The sequence below is a fragment of the Jejuibacter sp. L23 genome, assembly GCF_050815825.1.
Taxonomy (GTDB): Bacteria; Pseudomonadota; Gammaproteobacteria; order Enterobacterales; family Enterobacteriaceae; genus Jejubacter; species Jejubacter calystegiae.
The window spans coordinates 248,290-269,403 of record NZ_CP138199.1; the positions used below are offsets into that span (position 1 = coordinate 248,290).

Genomic DNA, 21,114 nt, shown 5'->3' on the forward strand with positions numbered 1-21,114 from the left:
GCAGAAAACGCCTTTTCATCTGGACATCTGTACAGCACAATTGAGCCTCGACCCGATAAGTTCGGCAGGAGGCGACTTTGGATCTCTCTCTTTTACTGATGGCGGCTCTGGTATTGGCCGGTGCGGCCGTCGGCTGGCTGGCGGCAAGTCTGCGCAACGCCCAGCGTCTGGCGCGGAGCCAGGAAGAACAGCGCGATATCTACGGTGAGCTGATGGCGGCGCGCCAGCAGCTAAGCCAGGGCGAGTACTGGCGCGAAGAGTGCGAGCGGCTGAATGGCGAACTGCGCCACCAATTAGAGATCAATCGCGAGCAGGAAGCTGACCTGCGTGAACTAAGTACCCGGCTGGAAGAGACGCGCCTGAACGCCGAGGAAAAAGTGCGCCAGATGGCCAACAGCGAACATCGCCTTAGCGAGCAGTTCGAAAACCTGGCCAACCGTATTTTCGAGCAGAGCAACCGTCGGGTGGATGAGCAGAATCGCCAGAGTCTGCATGGCCTGCTGACGCCGCTACGCGAACAACTGGACGGTTTCCGCCGCCAGGTGCAGGACAGCTTTGGTCAGGAGGCCCGCGAGCGCCATACGCTGACGCATGAGATCCGCAACCTGCAGCAGTTGAATGCGCAGATGGCTCAGGAGGCGATAAACCTGACCCGGGCGCTGAAAGGGGATAATAAAACTCAGGGTAACTGGGGCGAGGTGGTGCTGACCCGGGTGCTGGAAGCTTCCGGGTTGCGTGAAGGTTATGAATATCAGACCCAGGTGAATATCCAGCTCGATAACCGCAGCAGGATGCAGCCGGACGTCATTGTGCGTTTGCCCCAGGGGAAGGATGTGGTCATTGACGCCAAAATGACCCTGGTGGCCTGGGAGCGTTACTTCAACGCTGACGATGACTATACCCGTGAGACGGCCCTGAGCGAACATATCGCGTCTGTTCGCAGCCATATCCGCCAGTTGGGGCGTAAGGATTACCAGCAGCTCCCCGGACTGCGCTCTCTGGACTATGTGCTGATGTTTATTCCGGTGGAGCCCGCTTTCCTGGCCGCCATCGATCGCCAGCCGGAGCTGATTGGCGAGGCGCTACAGCACAATATTATGCTGGTCAGCCCTACCACGCTGCTGGTGGCACTGCGCACTATTGCCAATCTGTGGCGTTATGAGCATCAGAGCCGAAATGCGCAACAAATTGCCGAACGGGCCGCGCGTCTTTATGACAAGATGCGTCTGTTCGTCGATGACATGTCTGCCATTGGCCAGAGCCTGGATAAAGCCCAGGATAACTACCGTCAGGCGATGAAAAAGCTGGCCAGCGGGCGCGGCAACCTGCTGGTGCAGGCCGAAGCGTTTCGCGGGCTGGGCGTAGAGGTGAAACGCGAGATTAATCCGGATCTGGTGGCGAATGCGCTTCAGGATGATGAAGAGGCCGCCGCCCGACTGGCAGAGTATGACGACGGGAATGACCTCCAGACGGGGGCAGATTCACCGCGGCGCGGTGCCGGGGAAGGTTAACGAACCTTTACACCCCGTGACGCCCAATCTGATACACTCCTCAAATAATTTATGACTAAGCGGACTCTTGAGATGGCTGAAGATTCACAAGAAACGACACACTTTGGCTACCGCACGGTAGCAAGAGCGCAGAAGGCCGATATGGTGGCGCAGGTGTTCCACTCCGTCGCGGCGAAATATGACGTCATGAACGATCTGATGTCCTTCGGAATTCATCGTTTGTGGAAGCGCTTCACCATCGACTGTAGCGGCGTGCGCCGCGGCCAGCGCGTGCTGGATCTGGCTGGCGGTACCGGCGATCTGACGGCGAAGTTCTCGCGCCTGGTGGGCGAAACCGGTGAGGTGGTGCTGGCGGATATTAACGAATCGATGCTCAAGATGGGGCGCGAAAAGCTGCGCAATCTTGGCGTGGTGGGCAACGTGGAATATGTGCAGGCCAACGCCGAAGCGCTACCGTTCCCGGACAACAGCTTCGATTGCATCACCATCTCTTTCGGCCTGCGTAACGTTACCGATAAAGACAAAGCGTTACGTTCGATGTACCGGGTGCTGAAACCGGGTGGCCGCCTGCTGGTGCTGGAGTTCTCCAAACCGATTATCGATCCGCTGAGCAAAGCGTATGACGCATACTCGTTCCACATTCTGCCGCGCATCGGCGAAGTGGTGGCTCAGGACGCCGAAAGCTACCGCTATCTGGCGGAATCTATCCGCATGCATCCGGACCAGGAAACCCTGAAATCGATGATGGAAGAGGCGGGCTTCGAGCAAACCTCATACTACAACCTGACCGCGGGAATTGTTGCCCTGCATCGTGGCTACAAGTTCTGAACCGGAGGGGAGCGTGCCGTTGACACCCATCATCACCGCGACGGTGGAAAATGTACTGAATAGCTTCCTGTGGCGGAGCGATGCGCTGAAGTCGCCGCGTCAGCGCCTGAAAGGGCGGACGCTGCGGATTACGCTTTCTGGCTTCTCTACGCCGCTGGTGCTCTCTTTTAGCGAACAGCAGATCGACGTGCTGGGCGCCTGGGAAGGGGAGGCCGACTGCACCGTAATAACCCGCCCCGGCACATTACCTAAATTGCGCGACCGCCAGCAGCTTACTGCTCTGATTAAGAGCGGAGAGCTGGAGGTTCAGGGCGATATTCAGGTCGTCCAGAACTTTGTGGCGCTGATTGACCTGGCGGAATTCGATCCCGCCGAGCTGCTGGCCCCCTGGATTGGCGATATTGCCGCCGAAGGCGTGGGGCGCGTGGTACGCGGCGGCGCGCACTTCCTGAAAAAACGGTTTGATCGCGATCGTCACTACCTGGCGGACGCGCTGACCGAAGAGTGGCGTCTGGCGCCGGGCCCGCTGGAAGTGGCCTGGTTTGCTGAAGAAACGGATGCCCTGGCGCGTTCGGTAGAGGCGCTGAGTAAACGGATGGATCAGTTGGAGGGCAAATGACGCCAGGAGAACTACGGCGCCTCTACTTTATTATCCGGACCTTTTTGAGTTATGGGCTCGATGAGCTTATCCCCAAAATGCGTATCACGCTGCCGCTGCGCCTGTGGCGTCGGCTGGTGTTCTGGATCCCGAATCGCCATAAAGATAAGCAGCTCGGCGAGCGTCTGAGGCTGGCGCTCCAGGAGTTGGGGCCGGTCTGGATTAAGTTTGGCCAGATGCTGTCCACCCGCCGTGACCTGTTTCCGCCGCAAATTGCCGATCAGCTGGCGCTACTGCAGGACAGAGTCGCCCCCTTTGACGGCCATCAGGCAAAGCGGCTGATTGAAAAAGCCATGGGCGATCAAGTCGTTGAAACCTGGTTTGATGAGTTCGACGTCACGCCGTTGGCTTCGGCTTCTATCGCTCAGGTACATACCGCGCGTCTGAAGAAGACCGGCAAAGAGGTCATTATCAAAGTGATCCGCCCGGATATTCGTCCGGTTATCAAAGCGGACATGAAGTTGATCTACCGCCTGGCTCGCTGGGTGCCGCATCTGCTGCCGGATGGCCGCCGTCTGCGACCGGTGGAAGTGGTGCGCGAGTATGAAAAGACTCTGCTGGACGAACTGAATCTGCTGCGTGAAGCCGCCAACGGTATTCAGTTGCGACGTAACTTCGAAAACAGCCCGATGCTCTATGTGCCGGAGATTTACTCTGACTACTGCAGCCAGGAGATGCTGGTGATGGAACGCATCTACGGGATGTCGGTATCCGATGTTCCGTCGCTGGAAAAAAACGGCACTAACATGCAGTTGCTGGCGGAGCGCGGGGTTCAGGTCTTTTTCACCCAGGTGTTTCGCGATAGCTTTTTTCATGCCGATATGCACCCGGGGAACATCTTTGTCAGCTACGAGAGTCCGGAGGATCCGCAATATATCGGTATCGACTTTGGGATTGTCGGGTCGCTGAATAAAGAGGATAAGCGCTATCTGGCGGAAAACTTTATCGCCTTCTTTAATCGCGATTACCGCAAGGTGGCGGAACTGCACGTGGATTCCGGCTGGGTACCGGCCGATACCAACGTCGAGGAGTTTGAGTTCGCCATTCGTACCGTCTGCGAACCCATTTTTGAGAAACCGCTCTCCGAGATCTCATTTGGTCACGTGCTGCTTAATCTTTTCAACACCGCGCGCCGATTTAACATGGAAGTGCAGCCTCAACTGGTATTGTTGCAGAAGACGCTGCTCTATGTGGAAGGCGTCGGGCGTCAGCTTTATCCACAGCTCGATCTCTGGAAAACGGCTAAGCCATTCCTGGAGTCCTGGCTGAAAGATCAGGTCGGTCTGCCGGCGCTGATACGGGCATTTAAAGAAAACGCGCCGTTCTGGGTGGAAAAAATGCCGCAATTACCGGAACTGGTTTACGACAGTTTGCGCCAGGGCAAGCAATTGCAGCAGAGTGTTGATAAAATCGCCCGGGATAATCAAAGCCACCGGGCTCGTCAGGGGCAGTCACGCTATCTGCTGGGCATTGGGGCTACGTTGATATTAAGCGGTACATTATTGCTGATAAACAAACCGGAGTGGGAATGGCTTCCCGCAGGGTTAATGGCAGGAGGTATCGTCGCGTGGCTGACAGGCTGGCGGCGTACCACCTGATTTACATCGTCACAGAGCGTACGGGTGTCGTATAATTCGGCGCGTTACGCGTAATAGTCACTGGGGAACATTATGGGTGGTATCAGTATCTGGCAATTAGTCATTATTGCCGTCATCGTCGTGCTGCTGTTTGGTACCAAAAAGCTGAGCTCTCTGGGCTCCGATCTCGGTGCGTCCATCAAAGGCTTTAAAAAGGCCATGAGCGACGACGACGATAAAGCGAAAAACGCGCAGCAGGATCAGCAGGATGCTGACTTCACCGCGAAATCGATCTCTGACAAAGCTGAAGAGACCAGCAAGGACACCGAGAAAAGCCAGCACAAAGATCAGGTATAAGCCGTGTTCGATATTGGTTTTAGCGAGCTTCTGCTGGTTTTTATCATCGGTCTGGTGGTGCTGGGGCCGCAGCGTTTGCCGGTAGCGGTGAAAACCGTTGTCGGCTGGATTCGTGCGCTGCGCTCCCTGGCGACCACCGTTCAGAATGAGCTGACTCAGGAGTTTAAGTTACAGGAGCTTCAGGACAGCCTGAAAAAGGTTGAGAAGGCGAGCATGGACAACCTGACGCCGGAGCTTAAGGAGTCGATGGACGAGCTACGCCAGGCCGCCGAGGCCATGAAGCGCTCTTATACCGCCAACGATCCGGAAAAGGCGAGCGACGAGGCCCACTCCATTCACAATCCGGTGACTGAAGGGGCTCAGCCAGGCACTACGCCCGGTGAAGCCGCGAGCCAGGCCGATGCGCCGAGCCAGAAACCGCACACTGCGGAGCCTGCGCCGGAGGCGGGGAACGCTGAAACGACGACTGCTTCCGGGCCCGAAACGGCTCCGGAGCGTCGCGACTCCTCTCAATCCACCAATGACAAATCCTGAACATGGCCGTTGAAGATACCCAACCGTTAATCACTCATCTGATTGAGCTGCGTAAGCGGATAATGAACTGCCTGCTCGCCATTCTGGCGATCTTTCTGGCGCTGGTCTATTTCGCGAATGACATCTACCAGCTGGTTTCCGATCCGCTGATTAAGCAGCTGCCGCAGGGCGCCAGCATGATCGCGACTGACGTGGCATCACCGTTTTTCACCCCGATCAAGCTGACGATTATGGTGTCGGTGATTCTGTCGGCACCGGTTATTCTCTATCAGGTCTGGGCCTTTGTGGCTCCGGCGCTTTATAAGCACGAACGTCGCCTGGTGGTACCGCTGCTGGTTTCCAGCTCACTGCTGTTTTATCTCGGCATGGCGTTCGCTTACTTCGTTGTCTTCCCGCTGGCATTTGGTTTTCTGACCAAAACCGCGCCGGCCGGAGTGGTGATCTCGACCGATATCACCAGCTATCTGGACTTCGTCATGGCGCTGTTTATGGCCTTTGGCGTCTCCTTTGAGGTTCCGGTGGCCATTGTGCTGCTGTGCTGGATGGGGGTGACCACACCGGAAGATCTGAAGAAGAAACGTCCCTATGTGCTGGTAGGGGCTTTTGTGGTGGGTATGATACTCACACCGCCGGATGTTTTTTCTCAGACGCTGCTGGCGATACCGATGTACATCCTGTTTGAGATCGGGGTCTTTTTCTCTCGTTTCTATGTCGGTAAACGACGCCCCTCTGCGGATGACAAAGAGGATGACGACGAAGCCGAATCGACGTCCGACGACGGAACAGACACGCCGAAGCAGTAATCGGTCACAGCAAACGAACCGCCCATCACGGGCGGTTTTTTTACGGAGAAAACCCATGTTTGATATCGGTGTTAACCTGACCAGCAGCCGGTTTGCCAGCGATCTCGATGCCGTGATCGCACGGGCCAGCGAAGCTGGCGTGCGCGGCATGTTGCTCACCGGCACCAGCGTGGACGAAAGCGAAGCGGCCTGGCAACTGACGCAGGAACATCATCGTTGCTGGTCAACGGCGGGCGTGCACCCCCATGATGCCAGCGGTTGGAATGAAGAGAGCGCGACGCGGCTGCGTGCTCTGGCTGCCCGGAATGAAGTGGTTGCCATTGGCGAATGCGGGCTGGATTTTAATCGCAATTTTTCCACGCCCCGACAGCAGGAACAGGCTTTTACCGCCCAGCTACAGCTGGCAGCGGAGCTGGAAATGCCGGTCTTTATGCACTGTCGGGATGCCCATGAGCGTTTCCTGGCATTGCTCGACCCCTGGTTGGATAAGCTGCCGGGGGCCGTGTTGCACTGCTTTACCGGTACACGTGAAGAAGCGATGGAATGCCTGGAGCGCGGTCTCTATCTGGGGATTACCGGTTGGGTTTGCGACGAACGGCGCGGTCTGGCATTGCGGGAGCTGCTGCCGGTGATTCCGGCGCAGCGTCTGTTACTGGAAACAGACGCCCCCTGGCTACTGCCCCGGGATCTGAAGCCAGTACCGGTTTCACGCCGTAATGAACCTGCTTTTCTGGCGCACATCCTCGAACGGGTCGCTCACTGGCGCGGCGAAGATCGCGCCTGGCTTGAGCAGGCTACTGATGAGAATGTGCGTAATCTGTTTGGCGTGGCGTTCTGAGGGGGCTAAACCTTTCGGAAATCGGTGTTTTTAACGCTTTGCAGGACCTGCTTGTTAAGCAGATTGAGCAGCAGAATGGAGCGGGTTTCGCCTTCCGGCTCGGTAAAGATGGCTTCCAGGCCTTCGAAGGCGCCTTCGGTAATCACGACGGCATCGCCGGGCCATGGGGTATCCGGATCGGTAATGTTTTCGGCCTGATAGTTCAGCAACTGGTGGATGACCTTTTCCGGCACGCTGGCGGGTTGCGCACCAAAACGCACGAAATGGCTCACGCCGCGGGTAGAGTTGACCGTTGTGGTATGGATATCCTCAGGGTCAAACTCCACGAACAAATAGTTCGGGAACAGAGGTTCATTGACCGCGGTTCGTTTACCACGCACCATTTTTTCCAGCGTGATCATCGGAGTCAGGCAGTTAACGGCTTGTCGCTCCAGGTGCTCCTTAGCACGCGGTAGCTGCCCCCGTTTGCAGTACAGTAAATACCAGGATCGCATAATGACTCTTTTTAGATGAACAGGCGCAAAAGCATAACAAAACAGCCCTTGCAGTGATAGTTAAGCCCATTCTTAGGTCGGGGACAATACCGGGACCAGAATTTCACCAGGGATTAACAAAATTACAGCATCACAGCGACGAACGCCGTATAATGCAGCACTTAACCGGACACAATAAATCACGATGAAATACCACGATCTACGCGAATTTCTTGCGCTGCTGGAACAGCAGGGCGAACTTAAACGTATAACGTTACCTGTCGATCCGCACCTGGAAATGACGGAAATTGCCGATCGTACTCTCAGGGCTGGTGGCCCGGCGCTTCTGTTTGAGAACCCGAAGGGCTATACCATGCCGGTTCTCTGCAATCTGTTCGGCACGCCGAAGCGCGTCGCGATGGGCATGGGGCAGGACGATGTCTCCAGCTTGCGCGAGGTGGGTAAACTGCTGGCCTTTCTGAAAGAGCCAGAGCCGCCGAAGGGCTTTCGCGATCTGTTCGATAAACTGCCGCAGTTTAAGCAAGTGCTGAACATGCCGACCAAACGGCTGCGTGGCGCCCCTTGCCAGCAGCAGATTCTGGAAGGCGATAAGGTCGACCTGACCGAAATTCCCATTATGCAGTGCTGGCCGGAAGATGCCGCGCCGCTAATCACCTGGGGTCTGGTCGTCACCCGTGGTCCCCATAAAACGCGCCAGAACCTGGGAATTTATCGTCAGCAGCGACTGGGCAAGAACAAGCTGATTATGCGCTGGCTTTCCCACCGCGGCGGCGCGCTCGACTTCCAGGAGTGGTGCGCGGCGCATCCGGGAGAGCGTTTCCCGGTTTCTGTGGCGCTGGGCGCCGATCCCGCCACCATTCTGGGGGCTGTAACCCCGGTGCCGGACACCCTTTCTGAATATGCTTTTGCGGGGCTGCTGCGCGGCACCAAGAGCGAAGTGGTGAAGTGCGTCTCTAACGACCTGGAAGTGCCCGCCAGCGCCGAGATTGTGCTGGAAGGCTATATCGAGCCGGGCGAGATGGCGCCCGAAGGCCCTTACGGCGACCACACCGGTTACTACAATGAAGTGGATAGCTTCCCGGTTTTCACCGTGACGCATATCACCCGCCGCGATGATGCTATCTATCACTCCACTTACACCGGGCGTCCGCCGGATGAACCGGCAGTGCTGGGCGTGGCGCTGAATGAAGTTTTTGTCCCCATTCTGCAAAAACAGTTCCCGGAGATTGTGGACTTTTACCTGCCGCCGGAAGGATGCTCGTACCGTCTGGCGGTGGTCACCATGAAGAAGCAGTATGCCGGTCACGCGAAACGGGTGATGATGGGCGTCTGGTCGTTCCTGCGTCAGTTCATGTACACCAAATTTGTTATTGTGTGCGACGACGACGTGAACGCCCGTGACTGGAACGACGTTATCTGGGCGATAACCACGCGAATGGATCCGGCGCGTGATACGGTGTTGGTGGAAAATACGCCCATCGACTATCTGGATTTTGCCTCGCCGGTATCCGGTCTGGGCTCCAAAATGGGCATGGACGCTACCAATAAATGGCCGGGCGAGACGGATCGTGAATGGGGCCGTCCGATAGAAAAAGATCCTGACGTCACCGCCAGAATCGACGCCATCTGGGACGAACTGGCCATTTTCAAGTAAAGGTGGGGGCAGTAAGCGCCCACCGTACAGGTTTTGCATTAATGACCCGACAGAGGGAGCGCATGACAATTTTAAGCTGTAAAGTGACCTCCGTAGACGCCATTACGGATACCGTGTACCGGGTACGACTGTTGCCTGAAGGCGATTTCTCCTTTCGGGCCGGTCAGTATCTGATGGTGGTCATGGACGAGCGGGACAAGCGCCCTTTTTCCATGGCGTCTACCCCGGATGAACAGGATTTCATCGAACTGCATATTGGCGCCTCGGAGCTCAATCTCTACGCCATGGCGGTGATGGAGCGCATTCTGGAGAAAAAAGAGGTGGTGGTGGATATCCCCCACGGCGAAGCCTGGCTGCGTGACGATGAAAGCCGTCCGCTGATTCTGATTGCCGGTGGTACCGGATTTTCTTATGTGCGCTCTATTCTGCTGACTGCGCTGGCCCGCAACCCGAAGCGCGATATCACTATCTACTGGGGCGGTCGTGAGTCAAAGCATCTCTACGATCTGCCTGAGCTGCGTGACCTGGAAGCCAGACATCCCAATCTGCGGGTGGAAGCGATAGTGGAACAGCCAGAGGATGGATGGAACGGCCGTAACGGCACGGTGCTAACGGCGGTGCTGCAGGATTACGGCTCATTAACGGATTACGATATCTATATCGCGGGCCGCTTCGAAATGGCGAAAATTGCCCGGGATCTGTTCTGTAACGAGCGAGCGGCCCGGGAAGACAGGCTGTTTGGCGACGCCTTCGCGTTTATTTGATCCTATACGGCCTGTTGCAGCTCGGCCCATGCCGAAGCCAGCAGGCTGTCTCTCTCCTGTTGTGTTTGCTTACCGGTGTCGATAAGCCAGAGCCAGTCATACCAACTGGGATAGCAGGCCAGTCCGTTAACCCGCTGGCAAAAGCGGTGGGCGGCAATTTCCGAGGTGGCGGCGACGGTAGAGTAGCTGCGCCAGGGGCCGAGAGCAAAATGACAGACCTTTTCCAGAGTAGCGCCCACCGGCTGGTTCTGGTGGTGTTCCAGAAAATGAAAGAACTCGTGAGCCAGATGAATATCGATAATCTGCTCCAGGGTGACCGGCTGTCCCGCACGCTCGCAACTGGTGCGCAGGCTTTCCAGTGAAGGCTGATATAGCGTGACTCTTCGTATCGATTTGGCTTCGCTGTATTCGAACTGGGCGCGGAAGCGGACGCTAAAGAATAGTCCTTCCCCCTGTTCGAGTTTGATCTCGATACCGTTTTCCGCATACAGGCTGCGAATATCCCGGGTCTGGAGCGTGCTTGCCGCGCGCTCCCCGGCCGCCAGCGCGCTGTCCAGATAGTAGCGGCGCCTGGCGGGGGGAATTTTGTTAAATACCGCATCGCCGCGTAGATCCAGCCAGGCCAGCGACTTATTGATCTGTTCCTGCTCCATGATGGCCCCTTACTGCCAGGTGACGGCGATAATAGGCTGTTGTTGTTCTTCCACATCCAGCTCCATTTCAATAATCGACAGCATCTGCTCTTTGGTCTGGGTGCCGCTTAAGTCGAGCATTTTTTCCTTCCAGAACAGAAAGGTTTTGGGAATGGCGGCATTGGCTTCCGAGTAGCGTGTATTGTCGTCGATGAAATCGGCGAAGCGTGATGACAGCTCGTCCCGCTGGCACATTAACCAGTTGGCGTTCTCCTGTTTCAGCCGTACCACGCCTTCCCGGTCCAGCATGCTCAGGCTGGTGATTCTCTTTTTCAGCAGACCGAAGAGATAGCGCTGTTCGCGCATGCCGGAAAACAGATGCCAGCGGCCGGTCTGGCAGGCGGATGAGATAGCCTGAGGGGAAAGATTGACCGATTCGGCGGCGATTTGCTGGAGCCGGGGAAGGGGCAGCGCTTCGCTCAGGCTCTCTTTTTGCCGTAGCTCGGTGGCGCCGGTCGCGATGGCGCGCAGAATATTCTTTTGCTTATCGATTTCGATGTTGATATCCACGGTGGCTTCATTTGCGCCTGAACGGGTGATGCGCTCCAGCACTTCGGCGCGAATTTTTTTGATTTCGGCTTCGCCCGGGTTAACCACGCTTTTTTCAATCATCTCCCGTACCATAGCCATACCGACGCCGATGGTGGAGATATAGGGCGCGTTACGGGCATTTTTATGTTTCATGGCGGCCTTTTCCGCCATGGCCGGGACCAGTACGCATCCGCTCCCGCCGCCGCCTACCAGGGTAATAAAGTGGCGGTCGAGCCGATACTCGGTAATCATTTCGTTCACCACCCCCATGACCTTATCGATAGCGATATCCAGCGCCTGACGTGCCGCCTGTTCTGCGCTTATGCCCAGGTGTTCGCCCAGCAGCTCCCAGGCGAAACGCGCGCTGGCGTTATTACCTGCGGCGTAGTCGTCGGCGGGGATATAGCCCAGCAGATTAGCGGCGCCCGCCAGCGTCAGGGCGTAGAGCTTGCCCTGGGCCGTGCGGATCGCGGCATAGTTTTGCGGGTCGCCGGGGCGCGGGCTGATAAAGGTCAGCGTCGGGTTGTCATTGAGCGCAGAGGCTTCAGCAAAACACTCATATTCGCAGCCAGCGATATGGGCGCTGCGGGGGCCGGTCATAACGATGTTGCCTTTATCGACCACAATCATACTGCCGCCCGCGACGGCCAGGGTACGGACATCCAGCGAACGCAGATAAGTGCGGTGACCGCCGACCTGGGCATTCTGGATCATCACCTTGCCGTTTTTAATCACCGAAATATCGACGCTGGTACCACCGACTTCAAAAAAGATGCCGTCGGAGACCTTCTCATACATCAGAGCGCCAGCCACACCGGCCGCCAGTCCCGATAGCATGGTCAGAATGGGGCGCTTACGCACCTCGTCGATGCTCATCACGCCGCCGTCGCAGCGCATAATCATCAACTGTGAAGAGATACCGGCCTCTTTGATCGCCTGCTCGGTCATGTTGGCGGTTTCCAGCATGCGCGGAATCAGGCTGGCATTGACGACGGCGGTACGGGTCCGGGTTTTCAGACCGTATAGCTGGGTGATCTCATGGCCGCCGGTGGCGCAGATCCCCATTTCTGCGGCGATAGCGATCACCCGCAATTCGTTGGTGGGATCATCGACGCTATAGGCTTCTGAGGCGACGATCACCTCCGCGCCCTGATCGCAAAGTGCATTAATCGCCGAGCGAATCGTCCCGTCATCGAGCTGGCGACTGTCCAGAAAGGTATTGTACGTGTGCAGAAACTTGCCGTCGGCCAGCGGGATATCCTGAATATGCGCCTCTTTGCGGGCGCTTTTTCCCTCCAGCCCGCTGCCCATGGCAATGATCCCGACCTTTGCGACATCGCCTTCCAGCAGCGCGTTAGTGGCCTGAGTGGTGCCATGGGCAATAAAGCTGACCTCCTGTGGCGAAATGCTATTTTCTTCCAGCACCTGATGAATAATGGTAATGATGCCGTGCGCCACCCCGTTGGGGTGATGGTGGGTAGTCGGGATCTTTTTCCGGGCGATGAGATCAAAGGTGGCATTATCGATCACCGCCGCATCGGTAAAGGTGCCGCCGACATCAATGCCGAGACGGTATTTTTTTGTTGTCATATCCGCTCCTTAGAAGGCAATGTAGCCCGCCATCATCATGGAAATCAGTACCGCGACCATCGCCCACGGCAGGGTCGCACGCAGGATGTCGTTCACATCCACTTTGGCGAAATCGGATGACCAGACGTTATGGGTATTGGTGGGGTCGGAGAGCCCCTGGACCAGATAAGCCGAACGCAGGGCCAGCATGGTCGCCAGCGGAGAGAGACCGCCGTGCATCATCAGCACGCCCACGCCGCTGCCGAGTCCGTAGCTGTTTAGCGGACCGCGATAGAGCGCCAGCGGGCTAAGCAGAGAGAAGAGCAGAATGTAACCCCACAGCGATCCAGGAACGATCGCTTCGATCAGCGGCTTAAGGACCACGCTGACCTGCGGCGCCGTGACGGCATTTAGCAGAATGCCGATGCCGATCATCAGACCGATAGCGCCCGCGACATTCTGAATCCCCTCCACCAGGCTACTCACCAGGATATGGGTGATGCGTTTCGGTCTTGCCAGCAGCAGGCAGATTGCCAGGCTCAGGCAGATGGCGGGCACCACATCCATTTTAAAGACAAAGATAATGGTGACCGGCACCAGCGGTGAAATTAGCGCCAGGCCATTGACCTGCTTGCGGCGGTTAAGCGTATCGGCAGTCGGCATCGACCAGGCCTTACGTACTACGACGTCGCGTTTCACCATCCAGACCACCATGGCGAGGTAGACGATAGTGGCCGGAATGGCGAACAGCGCGGCGTAGCGGGCCATATCGGCAATGGGAATGCCATAGAGATCGTGCATCAGCGCCCAGCCGCTCACGGAGAACAGGCTGCCCAGCGCATGGCAGGCAAGCAGTACGACACAACTGGTGAGTGGCGACAGTCCGGCGGTCAGCAGAATGGGGATCACAATACTGCCTACCAGAATCACCATCCCCAGCCCGTCGCTGGATGAGAAGATAATGGTTCCGATAATAAAGAAAATAATGGCCATGGTGAGCGGTTTATCGCCGGACAGCTCCGCCGCTTTACGGACCAGTGCTTCTGTGACGCCAATTTTCTTGAGCACTTCGCCAAACCATGCGCCAAAAATCAGCGCGGCAATGGTCGCGCCAAGGCGCATCGAACCCTGAGTCAGCACGTTATTGGCAATAGAGAAGGTGCTTTTGTCTGCGCTGAACAGGGGAGCCCCGGCGATCAGCGGCATCAGCACCGCCATAATCGGCAACGCCAGAATAGCGGGCATTTTGCGGGTCATCATCAACCCGGAGAACAGCAGGAAGGTTAACAGAATCGCGCAGATTCTGATGATATGCAGCATATCCATAAAGGCTTCCTTAGAAGTCGAGATAACCCTGTTGTTGACGAATGGTGTCCTGAAGCTGTGACACCTGAAGCTGATGCACGCTGGTACTGGCCCGGGCGACCAGCGCTGCCGCAATCCCACCGGCCTGGCCGATGGCGCCGACCGTAGGGGTGGTGCGAATGGCGGCCTGGGCTTCGAAGGTGGCGGAAATGCAGCGGCCGACCACGATCAGGTTATCCAGCGTCTGTGTAATCAGCGAGCGCCAGGGGATTCCGTACATGCCGCCTTCCGGCAGTTTGCCGTGCTCTGTTCCTTCGCCGTCCGGGCTGTGAATATCGATGGGATAACCGGAGATAGCGATGGTGTCGTCAAAGCGCGCCTGCGCCAGCAAATCTTCGGCCGTAAGCTGGTAGCAGCCTGCTATCTGGCAGGAACTGCGCACGCCAACCGACGGACCGGTCTGGACCACCAGCGCCTGCTCAAAGCCGGGTATTCTGCTTTTCATAAAGGCTTCCAGCTCGCGGCACTGCTGGCGCCCCACGAATTCAGCGTGGCTCAGGCTCCAGGGGTCGGTGGAATCGTGATCGAGGATGCGGCTGGTATTAAACACGACCTCGCCGGGGGTATTGGTTTCAAAGAACAGGATGTCCTCACGGGGAATCGAGATCTCCCCGGCGGCTCTGGCCGCTGCCAGCTCTTCTATAAATCCGTGACAGGCCAGACGGCTGGCGTTACGGACATCATCGGCGCGGTAGTGATTGTTAAGCTTATCGATGTTTTCCAGCATATAGCGTCGGATGGCTTCGCGGTCGACGTTGACCATTTTCATGGTCATGGTCATCGGCTGTGATTTACCGTCCGATTCGCGACCTTTGATGACCGGAACGCCTGCTTTGGTGGCCAGCATGGCATCGCCGCTGGCGTCGATAAAGGTAGTGGCACTGATATCCATCAGCCCTGACCTTGTGCAGACCGTGATGCTGTTAACCCGGCGCTCCTCGCAGGTGACATCCGCCAGGGTGGCGTGATAGAGCAGGGTGCCGCCCGCTTCCAACAGCATAAGCTCCAGCTCGTGTTTCATCGCTTCGGCATCGAAGGGGGTATAGGTCGTGGTGAAATGACCGGGGTCCGCAACGTGTCCGGGGGATTTTCCACGGGCCTGTAATCGGCTAATGAGTTCATCGGTAATACCACGAATGACCTGTTTCTCACCGGCATGAAACGTCATCATGGGATTAACGCCATTGGTGGTCAGCGAACCGCCCAGGCAGGAGGTCGCTTCAACAATTAACGTTTTTGCCTGGCAACGTGCTGCGGCAATAGCGGCGATACTGCCAGAGAAACCACCGCCGACAACGACAACATCAAAGTGCTCCATATCCTTACCTTTTAGTAAACATTATTTCGTGTGAAATCCTGCGGGCAATGATGGGCTGTTGTACAGAGGTGGAAAGCGGGTAATGTGAAGGTGCTCTCTGTTTTTAATAAACTTAATTTCAAACTGTGACCAATATTTAACTATCAGTGAAAATCTAATCCTGTCGCGGAAAACAATTTCCCTACGCCCGTTGTTATACCGCCTCTGCGTCACATTTATTTCGCGATTGCATTGTGTATAGTAAACAAAATGCGTAGCCTGATTTGAGAGCACCGGGTAAAGGAAACACAGGATGAGACTGGGACTGGATATTGGCGGCACGAAAATTGAAGCGGCGCTGTTAAGCGCACAGGGCGAGATCCTGTACTGCCAGCGCTACCCGACGCCGAAACAGAGCTATAGCCTGTTTCTGGCGGAGGTGATCAGAGTGATTCAACTGGCGCAGCAGCAGGCATCAGCGCCGGTGACGGTGGGTATCGGGGTGCCCGGTACGCCAGATCCCTCCACGGGACTTATCAAAAACTCCAATATCCTGGTACTGAACCAGCAGGCGTTCGTTCGCGATCTGGAACAGGGGCTGGGCATACCAGTCGCGGTGACCAATGACGCCAACTGCTTCACGCTATCGGAAGCGATGGATGGCGGTGGAAGAGGGCATAGCGTGGTGTTTGGTGTGATACTTGGCACCGGGTGCGGGGGCGGTCTGTGTATCGACCAACGGCCGATCGTCGGACCGAATGCCTGTGCCGGCGAGTGGGGGCATAATTCGCTGCCGCGTTACCGGAATGACCGGGACGGTGAGGCGGTTGTCTGTTACTGCGGGCAGACGAACTGCATTGAAAGTTTTATCTCTGGCAGTGGTCTGGAGCGACAGTATGCTGCCCGGGGGATGAACCAGCTCATAGTGCCGGAAATCGTCGGGCGGGTTGCGGCGGGAGAGCGGCTGGCGACTGACGTCTGGGAACAGTATTGCGATCAGCTTGCCCGCTCCCTGGCGGGAATTGTTAATATACTGGACCCGGATATCATTGTTCTGGGCGGCGGCGTTTCCAACGTTGAGCAGCTTTATTCCGGTTTACAGCAGCGCGTCGCCAGCTATGTCTTCGGCGGTCACTGCCATACCCCTATTGTGCGCGCTCGTCACGGCGATAGCAGCGGCGTGCGGGGGGCGGCATGGCTGGGGGCGCAGCAGATGAAAACGTCACAAACGAGTAATGCATGAGTAAACCTGTACGAATCAGAGATATTGCCGATGCCTGTGGCGTATCGCCCGGCGCGGTATCCCGGGCGCTGAAAGGCCAGCCGGGACTGCGTGATGATACGCGCCAGCGCATTATTTCCGTTGCCCAGCAGCAGGGGTATGACTTTACCCGCCTGCGCAGCGATAAAATCAAACGGGTGCTGTTTTTGCTGCACCGTCAGCATAATATCAGCCGGGCGCTCCCCTTCTATTCCCAGCTTCTGTTGGGGATTGAGGATACCTGTCGGGAGCAGGGCATTGCGCTCAGCTTTCTTGCTATTGGCCCTGGAGATGCCGTTAGCGAACAGGTGATGCTGCATCAGCCCGATGCCCTGATTTGCGCCGGTTTTTTTGAGCCCGAGCTGCTGGCGCTGTTGCAACAGATGAAGCTGCCGCTGGTGCTGGCCGATCTGTGGGCCCCGGGGATGCCGTGCGTTAACCCGGATAACGTGTTAGGGGGCTATCTGGCGACGCATCATCTGATTGCGCAGGGACGTCGGCGGATTGCCTTTTTAGCCAGTTCGCTGGCGCATTACAGTATTCGTCAGCGCGAGAAAGGATACCGACAGGCGCTCTATGAGGCGCAGCTATTAATGCCGCCGGAATACGAGGCCATTGCGCCACCGCTGCTGGATACCGAACAGTCGCTTACCCAGGCGGTCAACGAACTGCTTGCGCTTCCGACGCCGCCGGATGCCATTTTTGCCTACAATGACGCTGCGGCACGAGTGGTGTTGAGAGTGTGCGAACTGCGTGGATTACGGGTCCCTGCGGACATTTCGCTGGTGGGGTTTGATGATATTGATGCCGCTGCATGGACTTCGCCGCCCCTGACGACCATTGCCGTAGATAAACAGCAGCTGGGACGACGGGCAGTCATGCTGCTGCTGGCTGAGGCGCAGGAAGGAAATACGCTGCTTCCGGTCAGTCTGGTAGCGCGGGCCAGCGCCTGAAATAAAAAACCCGCCCCTGACAGGCGGGAAGTACCACAGTTTAACCCCTTGCGCCTCAGGCGCGTTCGAAAAGGGTGGCTATCCCCTGGCCCAGCCCGATGCACATCGTGGCAAGGCCGAGTTGGGCATCCCGGCGCGTCATCTGGTTCACCAGGGTTGCGGTGATCCTGGCGCCTGAACAGCCCAGAGGGTGACCCAGGGCGATAGCGCCGCCGTTCAGGTTGACCCGATCGTCGATCTTCTCCATTAGCCCCAGATCCTTGATGCAGGGCAGGATCTGCGCGGCGAAGGCCTCGTTCATCTCGACCAGATCGATATCCTCCATCGCTATTCCGGCTTTGCTTAGCGCCTTACGGGTAGCGGGAACCGGGCCATAGCCCATAATTGACGGATCGCAGCCAGCAACGGCCATCGTCCGAATACGCACCTTTGGCGTCAGACCCAGCGATCTGGCATAAGATTCGCTCATAACCAGCAGCGCGGCGGCGCCATCCGACAGGGCCGATGAGCTGCCCGCGGTAACGGTGCCGTTAACCGGATCGAAGGCTGGTGGCAACTGAGCCAGGGCTTCGACGCTGGTTTCCGGGCGAATCACTTCATCCTGTGTAATGCAGACCAGCGCGCCGTCGGCGTTGTGGCCCCAGGTGGGAACGATCTCATCATTGAACAGACCCGCTTCGGTGGCGGCCCAGGCCAGCTTGTGCGAGCGCGCGGCGAAGCTGTCCTGCATGGCGCGGCTGATGCCGTGCATGCGCGCCAGCATTTCTGCGGTCATCCCCATCATAGCGGCGGCTTTTGCCGTGGTGCGGCTGAGTCCGGGGTGAAAATCCACGCCGTGGCTCATTGGAACGTGCCCCATATGCTCTACGCCGCCCACCAGGCAGACCCGGGCGTCGCCGGTCATAATGGCTCGGCTGGCGTCGTGCAGTGCCTGCATGGAAGAGCCGCACAGCCGGTTCACAGTGACGGCAGGCACGCTGGCGGGGATCTCTGCCAGTAGCGCCGCGTTACGGGCGATATTAAACCCCTGCTCCAGAGTCTGCTGAACGCAGCCCCAGTAAATATCATCGATGTTTTCCTGCTCCAGGGCGGGATTGCGCGAAAGCAGGCTGCGTATCAGGTGAGCCGACAGATCCTCCGCCCGGGTGTGGCGATAAGCGCCCCCTTTAGAGCGGCCCATTGGGGTGCGAATGGCGTCGACAATGACCACATTTTCCATCTCAGCCTCCTCAGGCTTGCGCTACTGCGCCTGCCGGACGAACCGGGGCGACGGGGGGATACCAGGTTTGGTTATTGCGCGCTTTTTCCTGCACGCCAGCGCTGACCGTATAGAGCGGCCCCAGTTGCTGATACTGTTCGGCCATTTCCATGAAACGGGCATTACCCAGAGTGTCCAGCCAGCGCATGGCGCCGCCGTGGAAGGGCGGGAATCCCAGCCCGTAAACCAGGGCGATGTCGGCTTCTGCCGGGCTGGCGATAATTCCTTCTTCAAGGCAGCGGACGACCTCGTTCACCATCGGGATCATCATACGTTCGATAATTTCACTGTCGCTGAAGTCGCGTACTGGCTGGCAGACCTCCAGCAGCAGACGATCGGTGGTGTCGTCCGGCGTTTTGCGCGGTTTGCCTTTACGATCTGGTTGATAGCGCCAGAAGCCCTGGCCGCTCTTCTGACCGTAGCGTCCGGCTTCGAACAGCACGTCGATAGCGTCACGGTCGGATTTCGCCATGCGATCGGGATAGCCCTCCGCCATCACTGTCTGAGCATGGTGGGCAGTATCGATACCTACCACATCCAGCAGCAGGGCGGGTCCCATCGGCCAGCCGAACTTTTTCTCCATCACCTTATCAACCCGTCGGAAATCGGCGCCGTCGCGCAGTAGCTGGCTAAAGGCAGCGAAATAGGGGAACAGCACCCGATTAACGAAAAATCCGGGGCAGTCGTTAACCACCACCGGCGTCTTACCCATTTTCCGGGCCCAGGCGACCACCCGGGCGGTGGTTTCGTCCGTGGTCTGACGGCCACGAATCACTTCGACCAGCGGCATGCGGTGCACCGGGTTAAAGAAGTGCATACCGCAGAATTTTTCAGGTCGTTGCAGGCCTTCCGCCAGCAGTGAGATCGGAATGGTGGAAGTGTTCGAGGCCAGCACGGTATCGGCACCGACCTGACTTTCCAGCTCCGCCAGTACGGCGCGCTTCACTTTAGGATTTTCCACTACCGCTTCGACCACGGCGTCGACCCGTTCAAAGCCGGTATAGTCGAGTGTCGGATGAATGGTCGAGACGACCTCCGAGAGCCTCAGGCCGTCGATTTTCCCCTGCTCCAGCTTTTTATTCAGCAGTTTGCCTGCCTCATTCATGCCCAGCGTCAGCGCTTTGTCGTTGATGTCTTTCATCAACACCGGAATACCTTTCCAGGCACACTGGTAAGCGATGCCGCCGCCCATAATTCCGGCGCCCAGCACTGCGGCCTGACGGGGAGGATTCACGTCGCGGGTCAGTTGTTTCGCCTGACCTTTAATATATTGATCGTTCAGGAAGATACCGACCAGCGCCCGGGCGGCGTCGGTGTGAGCCAGGGGAACAAAGTTGCGGGTTTCCAGCGCCAGTGCTTCGTCGCGAGGCAGACCGGCCGCGGCTTCAATCGTTTCAATGGCCGTTACCGGCGCCGGATAGTGTCCGCCAGCCTGCTGCTTCACCATGGCTTTGGCGGTGGCGAAACTCATGGCTGATTCTATGGGGCTGAGCTTCAGGGGCTGTAGGCGGGGTGCGCGTCTGGCCTTCCAGTCCAGTTGCTCGTTAATGGCCTGGCGCAGCGTGGTTAAGGCTGACTCATGCAGCTTTTCCGGTTCGACGATAGCATCCAGCAGTCCACGCTTCAGGGCTTCGCTGGCATCCAGCTCTTTACCGGCGGCGATGACCTCCATCGCGCTGTCGGCTCCCAGCAGGCGGGGCAGTCTGACGGTGCCACCAAACCCGGGCATGATGCCGAGTCGGGTTTCCGGCAGGCCAATGCGAACATCCGGCGTGGCAATGCGGAAATCGGTCGCCAGCACGCATTCACAGCCGCCGCCGAGCGCATAGCCGTTAATGGCTGAAAGAGTGGGAACCGGAAGATCTTCCAGTCGGCTGAAAATCGAATTGGCATAGCGCAGCCATTCGCTGAGCTGTTCGGCAGGGGCAAGGAACAGCCCCAGAAACTCGGTGATATCAGCGCCGACGATAAACGCCTGTTTGCCGGAGCGCAGCAGGAGCCCGCGCAGTTTCGGCAATGCTTCAAGCACTTCAACCGCCTGGCCCAGGCTGGCAACGGTTGCCGTATCGAGCTTATTGACCGAACCGGGAGCGTCAAAGACCAGTTCGGCGATGCCATCATCCAGCCAGTCGAGGTACAGGGTGTCGCCTTGATAAAGCATATCAATCTC

At 57.5% G+C, this 21,114-nt stretch carries 19 protein-coding genes; 12 read left to right on the forward strand and 7 right to left on the reverse strand.

All coding sequences use genetic code 11. The features are described from left to right. Positions 1-77: 77 nt before the first annotated feature. The 8 genes from rmuC (at position 78) to tatD (ending at position 7,106) form a co-directional block, all read left to right on the forward strand. Positions 78-1,511, forward strand: a complete 1,434-nt coding sequence (rmuC, locus tag SCU88_RS01150; RefSeq protein WP_138095262.1) for a DNA recombination protein RmuC — start codon at positions 78-80, stop codon at positions 1,509-1,511. Positions 1,512-1,583: 72 nt separating this feature from the next. After that, positions 1,584-2,339: a bifunctional demethylmenaquinone methyltransferase/2-methoxy-6-polyprenyl-1,4-benzoquinol methylase UbiE gene (gene ubiE / locus SCU88_RS01155; RefSeq protein ID WP_138095263.1), complete on the forward strand. Its 756-nt coding sequence runs from the start codon at positions 1,584-1,586 to the stop codon at positions 2,337-2,339. 13 nt (positions 2,340-2,352) lie between these two features. Beyond that, positions 2,353-2,958: a ubiquinone biosynthesis protein UbiJ gene (gene ubiJ, locus SCU88_RS01160; RefSeq protein WP_138095264.1), complete on the forward strand. Its 606-nt coding sequence runs from the start codon at positions 2,353-2,355 to the stop codon at positions 2,956-2,958. Next, positions 2,955-4,595, forward strand: coding sequence for a ubiquinone biosynthesis regulatory protein kinase UbiB (ubiB, locus tag SCU88_RS01165; RefSeq protein ID WP_138095265.1), 1,641 nt, complete (start codon positions 2,955-2,957; stop codon positions 4,593-4,595). Before ubiJ ends, ubiB begins: the two co-directional genes overlap by 4 nt. Positions 4,596-4,667: 72 nt before the next feature. After that, a complete protein-coding gene (tatA, locus tag SCU88_RS01170) occupies positions 4,668-4,931 on the forward strand; it encodes a Sec-independent protein translocase subunit TatA (RefSeq protein ID WP_138095266.1) in 264 nt (87 codons plus the stop codon). Between the two features lie 3 nt (positions 4,932-4,934). Continuing rightward, complete coding sequence (gene tatB / locus SCU88_RS01175) at positions 4,935-5,465, forward strand: Sec-independent protein translocase protein TatB (RefSeq protein WP_175342035.1); 531 nt, start codon at positions 4,935-4,937, stop codon at positions 5,463-5,465. A 2-nt stretch (positions 5,466-5,467) separates the two neighbouring features. Next, positions 5,468-6,268 (forward strand): Sec-independent protein translocase subunit TatC, encoded by an 801-nt coding sequence (tatC, locus tag SCU88_RS01180; RefSeq protein WP_138095268.1) that lies wholly within the window; start codon positions 5,468-5,470, stop codon positions 6,266-6,268. Between the two features lie 55 nt (positions 6,269-6,323). Beyond that, entirely contained in the window at positions 6,324-7,106 is a 783-nt protein-coding gene (gene tatD, locus SCU88_RS01185) for a 3'-5' ssDNA/RNA exonuclease TatD (RefSeq protein WP_175342036.1), read from the forward strand. Between the two features lie 5 nt (positions 7,107-7,111). Here tatD and rfaH read toward each other — a convergent pair whose 3' ends face one another. Further along, the gene (gene rfaH / locus SCU88_RS01190; protein WP_138095270.1) at positions 7,112-7,600 is read right to left on the reverse strand and encodes a transcription/translation regulatory transformer protein RfaH; all 489 of its coding nucleotides are present in this window, start codon (positions 7,598-7,600) and stop codon (positions 7,112-7,114) included. Positions 7,601-7,784: 184 nt separating this feature from the next. On the opposite strand from rfaH, the gene ubiD reads away from it, so the two are divergent. After that, complete coding sequence (gene ubiD / locus SCU88_RS01195) at positions 7,785-9,254, forward strand: 4-hydroxy-3-polyprenylbenzoate decarboxylase (protein WP_175342037.1); 1,470 nt, start codon at positions 7,785-7,787, stop codon at positions 9,252-9,254. Between the two features lie 62 nt (positions 9,255-9,316). Beyond that, on the forward strand, positions 9,317-10,018 hold the full coding sequence (fre, locus tag SCU88_RS01200) for an NAD(P)H-flavin reductase (protein ID WP_138095272.1): 702 nt from the start codon (positions 9,317-9,319) through the stop codon (positions 10,016-10,018). A 2-nt stretch (positions 10,019-10,020) separates the two neighbouring features. Here the strand turns inward: fre and SCU88_RS01205 are convergent, their stop codons facing one another. Genes SCU88_RS01205 through SCU88_RS01220 form a run of 4 tightly spaced genes read right to left on the reverse strand, consistent with a single transcriptional unit; the run spans position 10,021 to position 15,493 of the window. Beyond that, on the reverse strand, positions 10,021-10,671 hold the full coding sequence (locus SCU88_RS01205; RefSeq protein ID WP_175342038.1) for a hypothetical protein: 651 nt from the start codon (positions 10,669-10,671) through the stop codon (positions 10,021-10,023). A gap of 9 nt (positions 10,672-10,680) precedes the next feature. Further along, positions 10,681-12,831, reverse strand: a complete 2,151-nt coding sequence (locus SCU88_RS01210; RefSeq protein WP_138095274.1) for a hydantoinase/oxoprolinase family protein — start codon at positions 12,829-12,831, stop codon at positions 10,681-10,683. 9 nt (positions 12,832-12,840) lie between these two features. Then, on the reverse strand, positions 12,841-14,136 hold the full coding sequence (locus SCU88_RS01215; protein WP_138095275.1) for a Na+/H+ antiporter NhaC family protein: 1,296 nt from the start codon (positions 14,134-14,136) through the stop codon (positions 12,841-12,843). Positions 14,137-14,146: 10 nt separating this feature from the next. Next, positions 14,147-15,493, reverse strand: coding sequence for an FAD-dependent oxidoreductase (locus tag SCU88_RS01220; protein ID WP_175342039.1), 1,347 nt, complete (start codon positions 15,491-15,493; stop codon positions 14,147-14,149). Positions 15,494-15,785: 292 nt separating this feature from the next. Here SCU88_RS01220 and SCU88_RS01225 point away from each other — a divergent pair, with 292 nt between their 5' ends. Together SCU88_RS01225 and SCU88_RS01230 are read left to right on the forward strand one after the other, a co-directional pair. Beyond that, positions 15,786-16,715, forward strand: coding sequence for an ROK family protein (locus tag SCU88_RS01225; RefSeq protein ID WP_175342040.1), 930 nt, complete (start codon positions 15,786-15,788; stop codon positions 16,713-16,715). Further along, positions 16,712-17,686: a substrate-binding domain-containing protein gene (locus SCU88_RS01230; protein WP_175342041.1), complete on the forward strand. Its 975-nt coding sequence runs from the start codon at positions 16,712-16,714 to the stop codon at positions 17,684-17,686. The genes SCU88_RS01225 and SCU88_RS01230 overlap by 4 nt, the downstream gene beginning before the upstream one ends. A gap of 55 nt (positions 17,687-17,741) precedes the next feature. On the opposite strand, the gene fadA is transcribed toward SCU88_RS01230, so the two are convergent. Together fadA and fadB are read right to left on the reverse strand one after the other, a co-directional pair. Further along, positions 17,742-18,905 carry an acetyl-CoA C-acyltransferase FadA gene (gene fadA, locus SCU88_RS01235; protein ID WP_175342042.1) on the reverse strand — a complete coding sequence of 388 codons (1,164 nt, stop codon included), beginning with the start codon at positions 18,903-18,905 and terminating at the stop codon, positions 17,742-17,744. Between the two features lie 10 nt (positions 18,906-18,915). Beyond that, positions 18,916-21,105 (reverse strand): fatty acid oxidation complex subunit alpha FadB, encoded by a 2,190-nt coding sequence (fadB, locus tag SCU88_RS01240; RefSeq protein ID WP_175342043.1) that lies wholly within the window; start codon positions 21,103-21,105, stop codon positions 18,916-18,918. Positions 21,106-21,114 lie beyond the last annotated feature (9 nt).